Below are 15820 nucleotides of genomic sequence, written 5' to 3' on the forward strand. Positions count from 1 at the left end.
GGAGCGGAACATGGCTGCAGCTGGCGTTCGCGCAACAACACTTGATCCGGTTACGATCGTTGATGAGCTCATTGGAAATCGCGACGGCAGCACCGTCCGTGTGTCGATGCCCAGCGTCCGACAGATTGTTGGAATGGAGCAGCATATTGGCAATCTGGGCTGGGTGTCCTTTGGGGCCACAGAACCGCTGGGAACCCAGAAAATTCAGGTCGGATCAAATTGGTACGCTCCTGAAGCCATCGTGATCGGTATGACCGGCCAGTCCAATGCAGGTGAAAACGCAGGCCAGACCGGGGGCGATCTGTCCACCCACCCGGATGTTTTCGCCTGGGATCATGTTGCTGGAGAAATCGTTCCCGCGCAGCTGGGGGCGGAACCCTTTGCAACCGCTGGCCAGATCGCGTCCGTGGCCTTTTCCTGGGCCAAGCGTCTGGCAACGGAATTGCGCCGCCCTGTGCTGATCGTGAACGAGCCGGTGGGTGGCTCCGGTCTGGCCACGCACCTGCCCGGCGGCGAGAACTTCACCACCTTTGATGCGGCGATGACGGCGGCGCTGGCGGCTGCATCCGGCGCGCTGGTGGCGGACAAAGATACGGCTGATTTCATCGGGATGGTCCATGGCGAGGACTGGTCGGATCTGGGGCCTCTCTACACCATCAGCGAGGAACGGTTCGGCGAATTGATCGAAGGCTGGCGAGCGCAAAGCTGGTGTGATGCGCGCACCGGGCTGATCTTTGGCGAGGTGATGCGTGAGGCCGATGGTGGCACCGCTCACCGGGCGAACCGGGAATGGGCGCGGCTGGTGGCCTCGGGCTGCTATGACAACCTGCGCCTGGTCAGCGCGGCCGGTCTGGAGCTGCAGGGCGACGGTATTCACGCCACGGGTCTGGGAATCGACGAATACGGGCGGCGCTTCGCGGATGTCTCGTTGGGTCATGACCCCGGCATTCGATCGGATGCACTGCACTATGCGGGGCTTGGTCAGGCCGCCACGATCATTGATGGCGAGTTGTATCATCTCGCCGCCGAGATGCCGTTCGATCCGACCACGGGGGACGCGGATACGGTCACTATCGGCAGCGTGGTGGGCGGCGCGCCTGTGGTGTTCGATCTGGACGGGGTGCAGACCAAGACGGCCACGGATGAGATCACCAAGGCAGTCAGCCTTGTGGTTGAACAGCCTGCCGCGCGGCTGAAGGTCTGGCTACCAGCTTTTGCGGGGGAGGATCAGCCCTATACGTTGGCCGTGAACAATGCTGATCCCACCGGCCAGATCAGGGGGCTGACCCTGGGTCCGAAAGCGCCGCTGTCGCAGATCTACATCGCGGGTCATACAGAGTTCAGCGGGTTGGTCGAGCCGCGCCTGTGGCCCCGAACCCTGACGACTTTCCGTCTGCAAAAAGCGCCCAAAGCGGACTTTTCGAAGTTCGTGGCCGAGGATATGCCGGCGGGGCTGACCTTGCTGAATTTTGATGATTGCTTCCTACCCGAGCATGTGCGCGCGGATATCACGGCGGTCAATGCGGCGCGCGGGGGCGCCATTGACGTGCAATCGCTGGGCCGCACCGCCGGGTCCACCCAGCAGCACGCTTTTGCCAGCGTCACGGACCTGACGGACGCCATTGGTGACGGGTTTGATGTGGCGGAATGCTCAATCATTCATCTGCGCAAGGATGACTGGGTCTATCAGGTTCAGCGGGACGCCACGGCACCCGTTATACCCGGTATCGCGCCTGCGGGATACCGCCTGATCACGCGCGATTTCCCCAGCCGCGAACTGGCCAGCGCCGCATTGCAGGCAGACTGGCGCCTGCCGGATGGGGAAATCATCGCCGCCGGTGGCCTGAACTACGCGTTCAACAGCGCGGCGGGCGATCCGGTACATGCAATGCCGGGTGTCGAACCGTCAGGAGAAGCCGAGTGCCCGCATTTTGGGCTGTCTGGCGACGGAGAGACGGATGACACCATGCGCCTGGCCGAGGCGTTCGCGTGGTCGAAAGCATCTGGCAAGACGGTGCATGGTCGGCTTGGTGACACCTACAACATCACCAGCAAAATCACCCACACAGGCACGGTCAAGTTTGATGGGCGTGGCGCTGCGGTGCGCAAGTCCACGAATGGTGGCACGTTTGTTTTTACTCCAGAAATAGAAAGCTACGACCTGGCGGAAGATTACGTCGCGGGGAGCACCAACCTCCCTGTCGTGGACACGGGGACGGCATTGCGGCCCGGTCAGGTGATCATGGTCGTCTCCGATGCGAACGAGCCCGGTCAGCGCGACAAGGGGAGCGCGACCACACAGTATCGCAAGGCGCGCTACGCCTTTGTGGGCCGGGGCAGCACCACGACCAACGTGGTGCTCTCCCGACCTCTCGATAAGATCAGAGGCGTACACCCAGCGGTAAGCGCGGGGGATGAGGCTCTGGTTGAGGCGTTCACCACGGCATTTAACGCACGCATTATCGTGCCCGATATGAGTGCTGAGTTTGCTTTCAAGAACGTCCACGCCTGGTACGACGATGGCCATGCGGCTGGCCAAGGGGGCGCTCTGTGGACCGGGACTTTCTTGAAAATCGGACCTTACTCCCATGGGCTGGTCGAAAACCTGCGCCAGACGCGTGGCTATGACGCCATGATTTCGAATATCGGTACATACAACCTGACGCTCCGTGAGTGTCACGCCGAACATCTGGCCAATGATCCCGAAAACGACCAACATGGCTACGGCGTCTCGGACACTGGGCTGGCCACACACATTTACGGCCTGACCGGGATTGATGACCGACACGTATACACGACCAACAGCGTTCGTATCGCTGTTGGCGAAACAGACCTGTTGAAAGTAGCTGGCGCTGCGAACACGCGAGGCGCACGGGTGTATGGGTTCTATGGTGAAGGTGGTGAGAACGCCCCGCTCGACACGCACCAAGGATGTGAGGACATAATCTTCTTCTCCCCCTACGTGGCGGGTGCGTCCGGCAAGGCCGCGGCTTTCCGGGGGGATGTTACCGTCCATAAGCTGCAGGTGCGCAACTGCAAGTACGGTGTGATGTGCTTTACGGAATATCAGAGCGGGGACGCTGATGAGGACTTTTTCACAAACAGCAAGCGCCGAGAGGACATGACAAAGGTGGAGCTTACCGATCCCGACATCGAATGCGAAGGCCCGCCTTTTGACTTTTCCAACGCCACCCTCGAGGTAAACGGAACCGCGCGGATCAAGGCCGCAACGCACAGGCTCTTTGGTGATGTTGTTGAGGGCGCAGCAGGTCGAAGCAAGGGCAAACTGATCTGGGGCGCTAGCGGCACGTTCGAAGCGTCCGACTTCGACGGCGCTTTACCCCTTGAAGCCTTCGATGACACGGGCGTTTTCGATCTCGATGAACCTAATGCGCTTGTGAAGAACGCAGCAGGGTTCCCGAAGACCGAAGTGACAATCCTTGACGGTGTGGACTTCACAATCGACGTTGCAGCGGCGACCGCCACAGCGGTGCGGGGCTTTAACTGTGGCGATACTGCAACCGATACCGCAGTAGAGAACCGGGGCACGTTGCGGATCAAGCTGCCGTCGGACGGCGTTCTGTTCGGCCCGGAAGGCGAGTTCAGCGGGTCGGGTTTGTACCGGTTCGAACTGGACGGTGCCGCTGACAATGCGGTCAACCCAAACCTTGTCGGTCGCCGGGTCAATGTCGAGGCCGTCGATGGCTCGGTGCGCTGGTTCGCGCCACTGCCTTCGGGCGAAATGCAAACGCTGTATGTTGACGCGGTCGAAACCAACCTGGATCCGGGCGATACCGGCGCCGAGGTCGATGACGCCTATGTTCCCAAGGTGGTGCAGGTGGCCAATCATCTGGGAACGATCGGATCGGGCCGCATTCATTTGCGCCAGGTGTTCAAGAAGACGGGCAGCAATGCCTCAGCCAACTTGAAATGGGATACGTTCGGAAGCTATCAGGACCAGTTTGATATGCCAGCGGGCGACGCAGTTTGCCGGTTTGACGCGGAAATCATCATCCAAAGCAACACCAGTTACACGACGATCGTGGACTGGAAATCCTCGGACGGGACGGGCACTGCGGCCGACATGAACCGCCAGAAGGTTCTTTCCGATACCCATGCGGGCCTGGACGCCGCCACTGGCGCGATCATGAACCTCGATCCAACCATTCACGCCGCAGACACCGTCGCCTCGGTGCTTTTTGAACTGAAGGTTTCTGAGGGCGGGTTCTTCTGAGGCTGCGCTGAACAGAAAGAAGGTGGAGGCGCAAAATAGCGCCTCCACACCGGGGGCACGATCGACAAATCCATCCCCCGCCGACCACCAGATACTCATGGCCGCTCCTGCCCTTTAGGGGCGGCATCACATTGAGCTGAGTTGAGTAAATGAAACATGAACAGCGTTGCGGGAAATGCGCCCGACTGCTATTCAAAATGGACGACAACGCGCTGACCGGCACCCTTTCAATCAAGTGCCCGCGTTGTAAAACGATCAACATTCTGAGGCCCCAGAGCCCCCAACCCAAACGCCCCGAGCGTGACGGAAATGAGGTCTCATGTGGCTCTTTGTACCACCCAAAGACATGACGAAATTCGTGGCATCAGCCTTTGCGCCGGTGTCGGAGGACTGGATCTCGGACTGCACCTGGCAGAACCCGGATATCGAACTGTGTGCTATGTCGAGCGAAACGGTTTCGCCTCGGCCGCTCTCGTGGCGCGGATGGCAGACGCGTCCTTGGCTCCGGCTCCTGTCTGGGACGATTTGCGATCCTTTGACGGCCGAGCGTGGCGCGGCAAGGTTCATCTCGTCTCTGCCGGATATCCCTGCCAGCCCTTCACCCTCTCAGGGTTGCGCCGAGGCGAGGACGACCCCCGCCACTTATGGCCGCAGGTCGCGCGCATCATCAACGACCTCGGCCGGGATATCGCCAACCTGTTCCGCATTCTTCAACGCCACTATCCGCAGTTCATCGACACTTTGCGGTTCCAACTGACCACCCGGGTCGAGTTTGAGCGCCTGGTCGCCACGCGCCCCGAAACCCTGACAGACCTGGAGCGCGCTGCGCGGTTTTTGTATCTCCAGCGCACTGCCTTTGGCGGCAAGGTCACGGGGCGGAATTTCGGCGTGTCCCCGGATCGGCCGGCGCGGTTCAACCTGTCGACCTTGGAGCCGATGCTCGAGGACGTTCATTCGCGCCTGTCTGGCGTTGTGATCGAGTGTCTCGGGTATTCAGAGTTCATCCGCCGCTACGATACCCAAGGCACCCTGTTCTACCTGGACCCGCCTTACTGGGGCTGCGAGGATGACTATGGGAAAGCCATGTTCGCCCCCGAGGATTTTGAACGCTTGGCGGATCAATTGGCGGAGCTGAAAGGCAAAGCGCTGATGTCCATCAACGATACGCCCGAGATTCGGGAAATTTTTGGCGGGTTCGATTTGGTCAAGGTGGAGACGACCTACACGATCTCGAAAACCCGCAATGCCCGACCGAAGCGGGCAGAGCTGCTTGTCTGCAAAGATCTGTCAGGAACCTTGTAGAGGGATGTCAGAAATGGCGCAGGTCAGCGGGCGTGGGAAAATTTTTGTCCAGAAGCTAGTACAAAAAAATCCAGAAGCTGGCGCGCCGCTACACTCCCCAGATTATTCAGCTTCAAGAAGTATTGGTAAGTAGTGATTAGTAATGTGAGAAATTCTTGCCCGATGTTATGGGTGCAAAAACTCCACCTAAGTGCTTGATTTTTTTGGGGAAATTTTGGGATGGTGTTGGAGGCGAGTACCGGAATCGAACCGGTGTACACGGATTTGCAATCCGCTGCGTCACCACTCCGCCAACTCGCCGCCGTGGTGTGGTATCAGGCACTTAGAGCAAGTCCGAGCCGGGTGCAAGTGGCTTGCGGCAGTTTTCAGGGGGCAAGGGGTGTTCATGCTAACTGGGGCGCAGGCGAGGCCTTGTTTTGGCTGCCGTCCCCATGAGCAAAGGCAGTCTACTCAATGAAGGCCACGTCTTGTTCCTCGCTGGCGGGTCTTTGCGCGCGGGGGCGGAGGTGCCGAGCAGGTTCTTCGTGATGACCCCTCAGGTAAGCGCATAATCCGAAGAGGAGGGGCCTGGGCCCGCCCTGAACCCGCAGAGAGTGGCTTTGGAGGGCTTTGAAACATACATATTCATAAATGATGTTGCGTTAGGGCTTTCCCGCGCTATCCTCGCTGGAAAGGGAGGCCCAGATGACCGTTTTCAAACCCAACCGTCGAGAGATGCTGAAACTTGCTGCGATGGCGCCGGCCTTTGCTTTGCCGGGCGCGCTCCGGGCTCAATTGGGGGCGCCGGGGGGCGAAAACCCGGCGTATTTTCGCTTTAGCCTGGGCGAGACCAAGTTGACGATCCTCTCGGATGGGTATTTCTCGCTGCCGACCAGCGGGGTGGGGGTGAACGCGGACCCTGCTGATGTACAGGCTTTCCTGGAGCAGCATTTCCTGTCCCCGCAAAATGGATATTCCCACACCAATCACCTGCTGATCGAGAAAGACGACGCGACCATTCTGGTTGATGTCGGCTCGGGCAACCGGTTCTTTGATACGGTGGGGCGGCTGATGGACAATCTTGAGGCAGCGGGCGTGGACCCGGCCTCGATCACGCATGTGGTGATCACCCACGCACATCCCGATCATATCTGGGGGATTCGCGATGATTTCGACGAGGCCTTGTTCCCCGATGCGCAATATTTCATGGGTCGGGCCGAGCACGCGCACTGGATGCAGGACGATCTGGTCAATCAGGTGGACCCGACGGAACAGCAGTTCGTTCTGGGGGCTGTGAACTCGATCAATTGCGACGGAGTGGAATGGAACCTGCTGGAGGACGGTGACGAGGTCGTGCCAGGCGTGCGGATGATTGCGACACCGGGTCATACTTTGGGCCATATGAGCGTCGCGCTTGAGGACGGGGGCAAACAGCTGATCGCATTGGGGGATTGCATGTCTCATGCCTATCTCAGCTTTCAGCGACCCGAGTGGTACAATGGCATCGACGCGGATGGCGCGCTGACAGTGGCGACGCGCAAACGCCTGCTGGACATGTGTGCCGCTGATCGGATTGCGGTGCTGGGCTATCACTTTCCGTTCCCGGGTGTGGGCCATGTGGCCCGCGATGGCGGGGCCTATCGCTTTGTACCCGCGCTTTGGCAGTTCTGAGGACCGAGGCATGGCATGGGGCCGGTGTGGCCTAGGCTCTGGTCTTCGGGGCGTGGCTGGGGTATTCGGCGAGGGTAATACCTAAGTGGGGGTCCCATGTCCGAAAGCTCTGCCTTTGAAACGCCCGGTCCGGTCGAGGCCGCGCTGCGCGACGCGATCAGCCCGATCGAAGAGATCATCGAAGAGGCCCGCCAGGGCCGGATGTACATTCTGGTCGATCACGAGGATCGTGAGAACGAGGGCGATTTCATCATCCCCGCACAGTTTGCAGACGCCGCTGCGGTGAACTTCATGGCCACCCATGGGCGCGGGCTGATCTGCCTGCCGATGACGGCCGAACGCGTTGACCTGCTGGGTCTGCCGATGATGGCGGTGAACAATTCGTCGCGCCATGAAACGGCCTTTACTGTGTCGATCGAAGCGCGCGAAGGCGTTAGCACCGGGATCTCGGCCGGGGATCGCGCACTGACCATCGCAACGGCGATCAACGAAGAAAACACCATGGCATCGCTGGCCACGCCGGGGCATGTATTCCCGCTGCGCGCCAAGCGGGGCGGGGTGCTGGTGCGCGCCGGTCATACCGAGGCCTCGGTGGATATTTCGCGCCTGGCCGGGCTGCACCCCAGCGCCGTGATCTGCGAGATCATGAACCCGGATGGCACCATGTCGCGCCTGCCCGAACTGGTTGAAATCGCCAAGGAGCACGGGCTGAAGATCGGCACTATTTCGGACCTGATCAAGTACCGCTCGCGCAATGATAACCTGGTGGTGGAAACCTCGCGCCAGACCGTGAATTCGGAATTTGGCGGCGACTGGGAAATGGTGCTGTTCACCGACCAGACCCATGGCGTGGAGCATGTGGTTATGATCAAGGGCGACATCACCACGCCCGAACCCGTTCTGACCCGGACCCATGCGCTGCACGAGGCGACGGACGTTCTGGGGCTGGGGCCGAAACCCTCGTCGGAACTCCCCCGCGCGATGCAATTGATCGCCGAAGAAGGCCGTGGCGTGGTCTGCCTGTTCCGCGAGCCGCGCAACAGCCTGTATGCCCGCGATGAGGTCGATGACGCCGGCGTTAAAACCATCAAACAAGTGGGCCTGGGCGCGCAGATGCTGTCGAAACTGGGTCTGCACGAACTGATCCTGCTGACCGACAGCCCGCGCACCAAATACGTGGGTCTGGACGCCTATGACCTGACCATCACCGGTACTCGCCCCATTCTGGAAGGAAACTGACATGGCCGGACACGAAAGCCACTATATCCTGCCGCGCGCCGAATTCGATAAGCCGGTGAAAATCCTGATCGTGGTGTCGCCTTACTACAAGGACATCGCTGACAATATGATCGCTGGCGCCAAGGCCGAAATCGAGGCCGTCGGCGGCACCTGGGACCTGATCGAGGTGCCCGGCGCTCTGGAAATTCCCACGGCTATCGGCATCGCCGAACGTATGTCGAATTTCGATGGCTATGTGGCCCTGGGCTGTGTGATCCGCGGGGAAACCACGCATTACGAAACCGTCTGCAATGACAGCAGCCGCGCCATCCAACTGCTGGGTCTGCAAGGTCTGTGCATCGGCAATGGTATCCTGACCGTGGAAAACCGCCCGCAAGCCGAGGTGCGCGCTGATCCCGCCGATCAAAACAAAGGGGGCGGTGCGGCCGCTGCGGCCTTGCATCTGGTCGCGCTCAGCCGTAAGTGGGGCGCCCAGCGGAAAGGTGTGGGATTCGTTCCCGACGCCGAAGAATTCAAGCTGGCTGGCGAACTCAAGGATAACCCCAAGGCATGACCACCGAACCTGCATCTCAGCCAAAGAAGCTGTCGAATAACGCAAAGCGCAAGATGCGCTCGGCCTCGCGGCTTTACGCGGTTCAGGCGCTGTTCCAGATGGAGCAATCCGGCCAGACCGTGAACGCTGTGATGTACGAGTTCAAAGACCACCGGTTCGGCGCCGTCTATGAAGGCGACGAAATGGCCGAGGGCGATCTGGATCTGTTCTCCAAAACCATGATGGATGCGGTGAACTGGCAGGCCAAGATTGACCAGATGACCGACCGCGCGCTGGTGGCCAAATGGCCCATCACGCGGATCGACCCGACCTTGCGCGCCTTGTTCCGCGCCGCCGGTGCCGAGATGCTGGAAGGCGAGGCCCCCGTGAAGGTCGCGATCACCGAATATGTGGACGTGGCCCGCGCGTTTTTCCCCGAAGGAAAAGAGCCCAAATTCGTGAACGCCGTGCTGGATCACATGGCCCGCGAAGCCCGGCCCGAGTCGTTCTGACCCGACAATTTCGCGGATTTAGCGGGATTTAACCCTATTTGACGTAGTAATATTGCGCAAAACATAGGGTTTTGAGCATTTATCGGCGCAGTGCAGCATTTCGCGCTTGTTGAGCGATCTGTTTGACCTATACTTTTGGCATAGGATCAAAACGGGAGCTGCCAAATGCCCAAACTCATCCGCATGTATATCACCAACGTTCTGATCGGCTTTGCCATTGCCGCGGCCTTCGTTGCGATGCTGCTGTATTTTAACCTGGGCAATCTTTGGCATCTCGTAACGCATTCGGACATGGGAATTCTGGCCGTTGTGATCCTGTGGTTTGCCAACGGGATCGTCTTTGCCGGTGTGCAATTCGCCATCGCCGTGATGCGCATGAAGGATGACGATGATGGCAACGGCGGCGGCCGTCGTGACCCGATCCGCATCGACATGACCAAACCGGTTCGTGTCCGTCAGGAAGCGCCAGCAAAACGGAACTTGATGCGTCGCTAAACGCCTTTCATATCCCGCAACGAACCGGCCTTATGGGCCGGTTTTTTTGTGCCTGAATGGGGAAGGGCGGCGGGCCCGCAGCGACCGTATGGTTATCTCATTCCCGAGGACCTGTATATACAGGTGGGCGCCAGGTAATCAGACCAGGGCCTGAACAGAGCCAGCTCCCTCGGAATTGCTTAAGGCCACCGGAATGCAACCGTGTATCGAGAAGAGCAGAACCCGCCTTTGCGCTATCTAGTGCGTTGGGCCGCGAACGGCAAGGGGGCACGGGGCTTGCATTCGTTCATGTTTTGTTCATACTTGCCACATGGATGACCTGCTTCAACCCGGCCAACTGTTGGCGCGCGGCGTGTGCCGCCACCTGAACGGTTATGGCTTCGTCTCGATCGAGGAGTTCGTGCCCACGCGAGGGTTGCGGGTCGATGTGATGGGTTTGGGCCCCAAAGGCGAGCTGTGGGTGATTGAATGCAAATCCAGCCGCGCCGATTTTCAATCAGACAGCAAATGGCAGGGGTATCTGGAATGGTGTGACCGATATTTCTGGGCTGTGGATGCAGATTTTCCGACCGATCTGCTGCCCGATGACACGGGTCTGATCATCGCCGACCAATACAGCGCCGAGATCATTCGCATGCCCGCGCAGGACAAGTTGCCCGCCGCGCGGCGCAAGGTGCTGACCCACAAATTCGCCACCCATGCAGCGCGTCGCTTGCAGGCGCTGCGGGACCCGCGGATTTAGCGTTTGACGGTTTTGGCCGTGGCGACGGCCGCCAGGATTTCCTCGGCGATCTCGGTGGCTTCATCCGGGCTGAAATCCATCGGAATTTCAAATTCACCCGCTTCGATGAACAGGCGGACCATGCCCTCGGTGGTGGGGCCGATTTGCAGGTTTGCCTCGATATCGCGTTCGGTGTTGATGCCCATGGCCGTTCTCCTTTGATCCTGTCTCAGCTAGCGAGTCCGGGCTTGCTTGGCAAGAACCCTCGGCGCATCCTGTGATCATGAGCGAGGTGATTTTACGCGGGTTGCAGATCGGGGACGCGGGCTGGTTGATTGAACAGCACGCCATTCTGTATGCGCGCGATGAGGGGTTTGATGCCACATTCGAGGCCACAGTGGCCGAGATTCTGGCCGACTATATCCGCGCCCATGATCCCGACAAGGAACGCGCCTGGATCGCGGAGGAAAACGGCACCAGGCTGGGCAGCATCTTTTGCGTGCGGTTGGCTGACCAAACCGCCAAGCTTCGCTTATTTTTGCTGACGCCTCAGGCGCGGGGCAAAGGGCTGGGGCATCGTATGCTAAGCACCTGTATGGCGTGGGCGCGCAGCAAGGGCTACGTCCGAATGGAGTTGTGGACCCATGAAAGCCATAAAGCCGCCTGCGCGCTCTATGCGGCGCATGGGTGGTCGTTGGACAGTTCCGTCCAGACCCACAGTTTCGGTGTGGATGTGGTGGAGCAGATGTGGAGCGTCACCCTGTGAAAAATGCAATCGGGGATATGTCAGATTTCTGAATGAACCCTCTTGCATTCCCCAGCCGGGGCAGCTAAATCGCCCCCCAGTGCCGCCTTAGCTCAGTTGGTTAGAGCGCTGGATTGTGGATCCAGAGGTCCCCTGTTCGAGCCAGGGAGGCGGTACCATTCTTCCTCAGAACCAGCGCGTTAGTCCTGTTCCAGTGTGATCTCGCGCACCAGTTTTTGTGTCGTGCGGCTGTAGATCAGAACGCGGTTGTCGTCGGTGACGATGGCGTACCAACGGCTGGTCTGTGTATAGGCCTCGGGTGTGGTGCCGGGGGGCAGGGTCAGCACTTCGGGGAAGTCAGGCGGCGTTTGATTGTAGCGGATGACAATTAGGACAACGATCGCTACAACGCCCGCTATCATGGTGACGGTCAGAAGGGTGACCAGCACCTTAAGGAATTTCAACAGGCCCGCATCCACGGGCTGATCTGGGTGCTGAGGGGTGTCTTCCATGGGGTCCAACCGTCTATCCTTTGCCATTCAGGCAGATCCGCCTGCGCGTCTTGATAAGGCGATTTCGCGCGATGCGCCAGAGCAGGCCTCGTTGTCGCGCACCCGGCTGGCCAAACTGATCGAGGCTGGCGAGGTCACGCTGAACGGTGTGGTCGTGTCCAGCCCAAAGGGCAAGGTGTCCGAGGGCGACGTGATCCAGGTCACCGTGCCCGAGGCCGAGGTCACCGACCTGATCGCCGAGGACATCCCCCTGACCATCGTCTACGAGGACGAGCACCTGATCGTGGTGGATAAACCTGCTGGCATGGTGGTGCATCCGGCGCCTGGTTCGCCCACGGGGACGCTGGCGAACGCGCTGATGCATCATTGCGGCGACAGCCTGTCCGGTGTGGGTGGTGAAAAACGCCCCGGCATCGTGCACCGGATCGACAAGGACACCAGCGGGTTGTTGGTGGTTGCGAAATCCGACAAGGCCCACCACGGGCTGGCGGATCAGTTCCGGGCCCACTCGGCCGAGCGGTATTACCAGGCGGTGTGCTATGGCGTGCCCGATGCCAATGATCCGCGTCTGCGCGGTGTGCGCGGTGTCAGCTTTGAGGCCGGGAACATCATGAAGGTCACCACCCATCTGGCGCGGCACAAGACCGATCGCCAGCGTCAGGCGGTGTATTTTGAAAACGGTCGCCATGCGGTGACACGGGTGCGGATCGTGGAACCATTTGGCGCGCCGGCGGTGGCCTGTCTGGTCGAATGTTGGCTGGAAACCGGCCGCACGCACCAGATCCGCGTGCACATGACCCATGCGGGCCACGGTCTGGTGGGCGATCCGACCTATGGTGGGCGGCGCAAACTGGCGGTCAAAAACCTATCGGAAGCAGGTGTTCAGGCCGTGCGCGATTTCCCGCGTCAGGCGCTGCACGCGGCGGTTCTGGGGTTCATCCATCCGGCCACCGGCGAAAACCTGCGCTTCGAAAGCCCGCTGCCGCAGGACATGCAGGATTTGATTGCCGCCCTGAGGGGCTGATTTGCGCACGATTGCGGCGGTAACAAACAGCACATGCGCGTGAGCGCACTGACATATTCATCGTATTTCGACGGAACCGGCCACATATATCGTTAAGATTTTTGACGATGGGCGTCTTGAAAGGCGCTGGCATGTCTCCTAGATGGAATGTTAAGCCCCTAAACATTAGGAGGAGCAACAGGTGAGTAACTATGCAAATCTTCCCGCCCCGACCCCCGAAGGCGGTCTGAACCGTTATATGCAGGAAATTCGGAAGTTCCCGATGCTGGAACCCGAAGAAGAATACATGCTGGCCAAACGCTGGGTCGAGCAAGAAGACACTGAAGCCGCGCATAAGATGGTGACCAGTCACCTGCGCCTGGCCGCCAAGATCGCCATGGGCTATCGCGGGTATGGCCTGCCCCAGGCCGAGGTGATTTCCGAGGCCAATGTGGGCCTGATGCAGGCGGTGAAACGCTTTGACCCAGAAAAAGGCTTCCGTCTGGCGACCTATGCGATGTGGTGGATCCGCGCCTCGATCCAGGAATATATCCTGCGGTCCTGGTCGCTTGTGAAGCTGGGCACAACCTCGGCGCAGAAGAAACTGTTCTTTAACCTGCGCAAGGCCAAGGCACGTATCGGTGCGTTTGAAGAGGGCGATCTGCGCCCTGAAAACGTCACTCGGATCGCCCATGATCTTGGCGTGACCGAAGAAGAAGTGATCAGCATGAACGGCCGCATGTCGGGCGGGGATGCGTCGCTGAACGCCACCGTCGGCTCGGAAGGCGAAGGCACCATGCAGTGGCAGGACTGGCTGGAGGACGAAGACGCCGACCAGGCCGGGGACTATGCCGAGAAAGACGAGCTGGACGCCCGCCGCGAGCTGCTGGCCGAGGCCATGAGCGTTCTGAACGACCGCGAGCGGGACATCCTGGTGCAGCGCCGCCTGTCCGAGGAAACCGTAACGCTGGAGGATCTGAGCGGCCAATATGACGTCAGCCGCGAACGGATCCGCCAGATCGAGGTCCGGGCCTTTGAAAAACTCCAGGCCCGGATGCGTGAACTGGCCGCGGAAAAAGGGATGCTGACCAGCGCCTGATCGTGTTAAAATGGAACCCGGCTCTGATCTCAGAGCCGGGTTTTTTCATGTCTGGATGTCAGGACGAGGGCAGCAATGAACGACGAAGACAAGGTAAGCGGGCGCCTGCACGGAGAACAGTTCGAACCGGACAGCACCGAGGGGCTGCTGATGCGGATCGTACATGTGCTGATCATCGGGATGATGATGAGCGTCAGCCAGACCATTCTCGGGGCACTGACCCTGATCCAGATTGTCATCATGGCGCTGAACAAGGGCGAGCCGAACGAAAACTTGGCCGATTTTGGCACGGACATGGGCGTCTGGATGGCCAAATCCGTGCGCTATATGACCGGCGCCAGCGATGTCAAACCCTGGCCCTGGACCGAGCTGGACTAGGCCATGACTGTTCGGCGCATCGTTGCCAATCTACCGACCGATGGCACCGGCAAGGCGGCCGCGTTTTACCGCGATCTGCTGGGGCTGGATGTGCTGATGGATCTGGGCTGGATCACCACTTTTGGTGCGTCCGACCCGGCGCCGGTGCAGGTCAGCGTGGCCACCGAAGGTGGCAGCGGGACGCCTGTGCCTCATCTGTCGATCGAGGTGGACGATGTCGAGGCGATCCACGCCCGCGCGCAGGAATTGGGGTTTACCATCACCTATCCCCTGACAACCGAACCCTGGGGCGTGCGCCGGTTCTATGTGCGCGATCCGATGGGCAACGAGATCAACATCGTCGCCCACACAGGCTAGATCTTATTTCAGGATACCGGGCCAATTTGCGTCTGCGGCGGCGATCCGGCCAGGAATATCCTTGGACCAACGCCGACGCACACCTTTGGAATAGTTCAGGTACAGCTTGCCCTCGTAGATCGTCCAGGCATCCGGGGCGGTCGGCGCGACGTAGCCTTCTGAGGCCGCATAGGCGCAATACCCCCCGTATTGAGGCGCATAGGCCGCTGGGTCAGCCTGGAATTTCGCGCGGTTTTCCTCTGACGCAAACCGCCAGGTCGCGCCCATCCAATCCAGGGTGATGTCCTTGCTGCCCTTCACAGGTTTGCTTTCGGTGAAATAGGCAACGACATCGCTGCCATCCACGGCAATCCCGTCTTCGGCATAGATTTTGGGCGACATAGCGTGGGCAATGTGGGGCAGGGCGGCAGCGGCTGGCAACATCAGCAGAAAGGCGCGGCGATCAAGGGACATTGGGGTTTCCTCCGGTGTGTTTTCCCCAATGTGGCGGACAGCCTGCCCGCGCGCTATCCCCCTCACGTCAGAGTGATGGTGCGTTATTGCGTGTCAGCGCTTGCCCCTATAGCTGTGCATCGCGTTTGACCCCAGAAAGGAGAGCCGATGATCGCCTATGTTTTGCTGTTCGGCTCGGCCTTTGTTGCGGCCACGATCCTGCCCATGCAGTCCGAAGCCATCTTGGTGACACAGCTGGTACAGGGCCAACACCCGGCGCTGGTGCTGGTGGCTGTGGCGACGGCGGGGAATGTGTTGGGATCGGTGGTGAACTGGTCTCTGGGGCGCTATCTGCTGCGGTTTCAGAACCGGCGCTGGTTTCCGGCGTCCCCTGCGCAGTTGGAGCGTGCGCAGGGCTGGTATCACCGGTTCGGGCGTTGGAGCCTGCTGGCCTCTTGGGTGCCCATCGTGGGCGATCCGCTGACCGTGATCGCCGGCGTGATGAAAGAGCCGCCGGCGTCGTTCTTCATTCTGGTGCTGATCGCCAAGGGCGCGCGCTACCTGGTATTGGCTGCGGCGACCTTGGCGTGGCTATAGGGGGCGTGGCTG

Annotated in this window: 18 protein-coding genes and 2 tRNA genes; 16 read left to right on the forward strand and 4 right to left on the reverse strand. The window is 60.1% G+C overall.

Features of this window, described 5'->3' with window-relative positions:
- Positions 1–10: 10 nt before the first annotated feature.
- The 3 genes from ACXADQ_RS12855 to ACXADQ_RS12865 all read left to right on the forward strand — a co-directional run bounded on the left by ACXADQ_RS12855 (position 11) and on the right by ACXADQ_RS12865 (position 5536).
- Positions 11–4234, forward strand: coding sequence for a hypothetical protein (locus ACXADQ_RS12855; protein ID WP_475320974.1), 4224 nt, complete (start codon positions 11–13; stop codon positions 4232–4234).
- 149 nt (positions 4235–4383) lie between these two features.
- Entirely contained in the window at positions 4384–4584 is a 201-nt protein-coding gene (locus ACXADQ_RS12860) for a Com family DNA-binding transcriptional regulator (protein WP_475320978.1), read from the forward strand.
- Positions 4556–5536, forward strand: coding sequence for a class I SAM-dependent DNA methyltransferase (locus tag ACXADQ_RS12865; protein ID WP_475320983.1), 981 nt, complete (start codon positions 4556–4558; stop codon positions 5534–5536). The genes ACXADQ_RS12860 and ACXADQ_RS12865 overlap by 29 nt, the downstream gene beginning before the upstream one ends.
- Before the next feature lie 226 nt (positions 5537–5762).
- Here ACXADQ_RS12865 and ACXADQ_RS12870 read toward each other — a convergent pair.
- Positions 5763–5836: transfer RNA gene (locus ACXADQ_RS12870), tRNA-Cys, on the reverse strand.
- Between the two features lie 384 nt (positions 5837–6220).
- On the opposite strand from ACXADQ_RS12870, the gene ACXADQ_RS12875 reads away from it, so the two are divergent.
- From ACXADQ_RS12875 to ACXADQ_RS12900, 6 genes are all read left to right on the forward strand, one after another.
- Positions 6221–7186, forward strand: a complete 966-nt coding sequence (locus ACXADQ_RS12875; protein ID WP_475320987.1) for an MBL fold metallo-hydrolase — start codon at positions 6221–6223, stop codon at positions 7184–7186.
- 96 nt (positions 7187–7282) lie between these two features.
- Positions 7283–8425: a 3,4-dihydroxy-2-butanone-4-phosphate synthase gene (gene ribB / locus ACXADQ_RS12880; RefSeq protein ID WP_475320991.1), complete on the forward strand. Its 1143-nt coding sequence runs from the start codon at positions 7283–7285 to the stop codon at positions 8423–8425.
- Position 8426: 1 nt separating this feature from the next.
- Complete coding sequence (locus ACXADQ_RS12885) at positions 8427–8978, forward strand: 6,7-dimethyl-8-ribityllumazine synthase (RefSeq protein WP_475320996.1); 552 nt, start codon at positions 8427–8429, stop codon at positions 8976–8978.
- Entirely contained in the window at positions 8975–9469 is a 495-nt protein-coding gene (gene nusB / locus ACXADQ_RS12890) for a transcription antitermination factor NusB (RefSeq protein WP_475321000.1), read from the forward strand. The genes ACXADQ_RS12885 and nusB overlap by 4 nt, the downstream gene beginning before the upstream one ends.
- Before the next feature lie 165 nt (positions 9470–9634).
- A complete protein-coding gene (locus ACXADQ_RS12895; RefSeq protein ID WP_475321002.1) occupies positions 9635–9964 on the forward strand; it encodes a hypothetical protein in 330 nt (109 codons plus the stop codon).
- 310 nt (positions 9965–10274) lie between these two features.
- Complete coding sequence (locus tag ACXADQ_RS12900; RefSeq protein ID WP_475321007.1) at positions 10275–10706, forward strand: MmcB family DNA repair protein; 432 nt, start codon at positions 10275–10277, stop codon at positions 10704–10706.
- Here the strand turns inward: ACXADQ_RS12900 and ACXADQ_RS12905 are convergent.
- Positions 10703–10891, reverse strand: a complete 189-nt coding sequence (locus ACXADQ_RS12905; protein ID WP_475321011.1) for a DUF6324 family protein — start codon at positions 10889–10891, stop codon at positions 10703–10705. The genes ACXADQ_RS12900 and ACXADQ_RS12905 overlap by 4 nt on opposite strands.
- A 77-nt stretch (positions 10892–10968) precedes the next feature.
- Here ACXADQ_RS12905 and ACXADQ_RS12910 point away from each other — a divergent pair, with 77 nt between their 5' ends.
- Positions 10969–11451, forward strand: coding sequence for a GNAT family N-acetyltransferase (locus tag ACXADQ_RS12910; protein ID WP_475321015.1), 483 nt, complete (start codon positions 10969–10971; stop codon positions 11449–11451).
- 81 nt (positions 11452–11532) lie between these two features.
- Positions 11533–11609, forward strand: a tRNA-His gene (locus ACXADQ_RS12915).
- Positions 11610–11630: 21 nt separating this feature from the next.
- Here ACXADQ_RS12915 and ACXADQ_RS12920 read toward each other — a convergent pair.
- On the reverse strand, positions 11631–11942 hold the full coding sequence (locus ACXADQ_RS12920; protein WP_475321020.1) for a DUF6476 family protein: 312 nt from the start codon (positions 11940–11942) through the stop codon (positions 11631–11633).
- Between ACXADQ_RS12920 and ACXADQ_RS12925 the strand changes: the two genes are divergently transcribed.
- From ACXADQ_RS12925 to ACXADQ_RS12940, 4 genes are all read left to right on the forward strand, one after another.
- Positions 11941–12966: an RluA family pseudouridine synthase gene (locus tag ACXADQ_RS12925; RefSeq protein ID WP_475321025.1), complete on the forward strand. Its 1026-nt coding sequence runs from the start codon at positions 11941–11943 to the stop codon at positions 12964–12966. The genes ACXADQ_RS12920 and ACXADQ_RS12925 overlap by 2 nt on opposite strands.
- Before the next feature lie 181 nt (positions 12967–13147).
- Positions 13148–14044 carry an RNA polymerase sigma factor RpoH gene (rpoH, locus tag ACXADQ_RS12930; protein ID WP_475321029.1) on the forward strand — a complete coding sequence of 299 codons (897 nt, stop codon included), beginning with the start codon at positions 13148–13150 and terminating at the stop codon, positions 14042–14044.
- A 75-nt stretch (positions 14045–14119) separates the two neighbouring features.
- Positions 14120–14422 (forward strand): DUF4389 domain-containing protein, encoded by a 303-nt coding sequence (locus ACXADQ_RS12935; RefSeq protein ID WP_475321033.1) that lies wholly within the window; start codon positions 14120–14122, stop codon positions 14420–14422.
- A gap of 3 nt (positions 14423–14425) precedes the next feature.
- Entirely contained in the window at positions 14426–14779 is a 354-nt protein-coding gene (locus tag ACXADQ_RS12940; RefSeq protein WP_475321038.1) for a VOC family protein, read from the forward strand.
- Between the two features lie 3 nt (positions 14780–14782).
- On the opposite strand, the gene ACXADQ_RS12945 is transcribed toward ACXADQ_RS12940, so the two are convergent.
- Complete coding sequence (locus ACXADQ_RS12945) at positions 14783–15232, reverse strand: YHS domain-containing (seleno)protein (protein ID WP_475321043.1); 450 nt, start codon at positions 15230–15232, stop codon at positions 14783–14785.
- 147 nt (positions 15233–15379) lie between these two features.
- On the opposite strand from ACXADQ_RS12945, the gene ACXADQ_RS12950 reads away from it, so the two are divergent.
- Complete coding sequence (locus ACXADQ_RS12950; RefSeq protein ID WP_475321047.1) at positions 15380–15808, forward strand: YqaA family protein; 429 nt, start codon at positions 15380–15382, stop codon at positions 15806–15808.
- Positions 15809–15820: the final 12 nt, after the last annotated feature.

This window comes from Thalassovita sp. ABM4_323 (assembly GCF_056158665.1).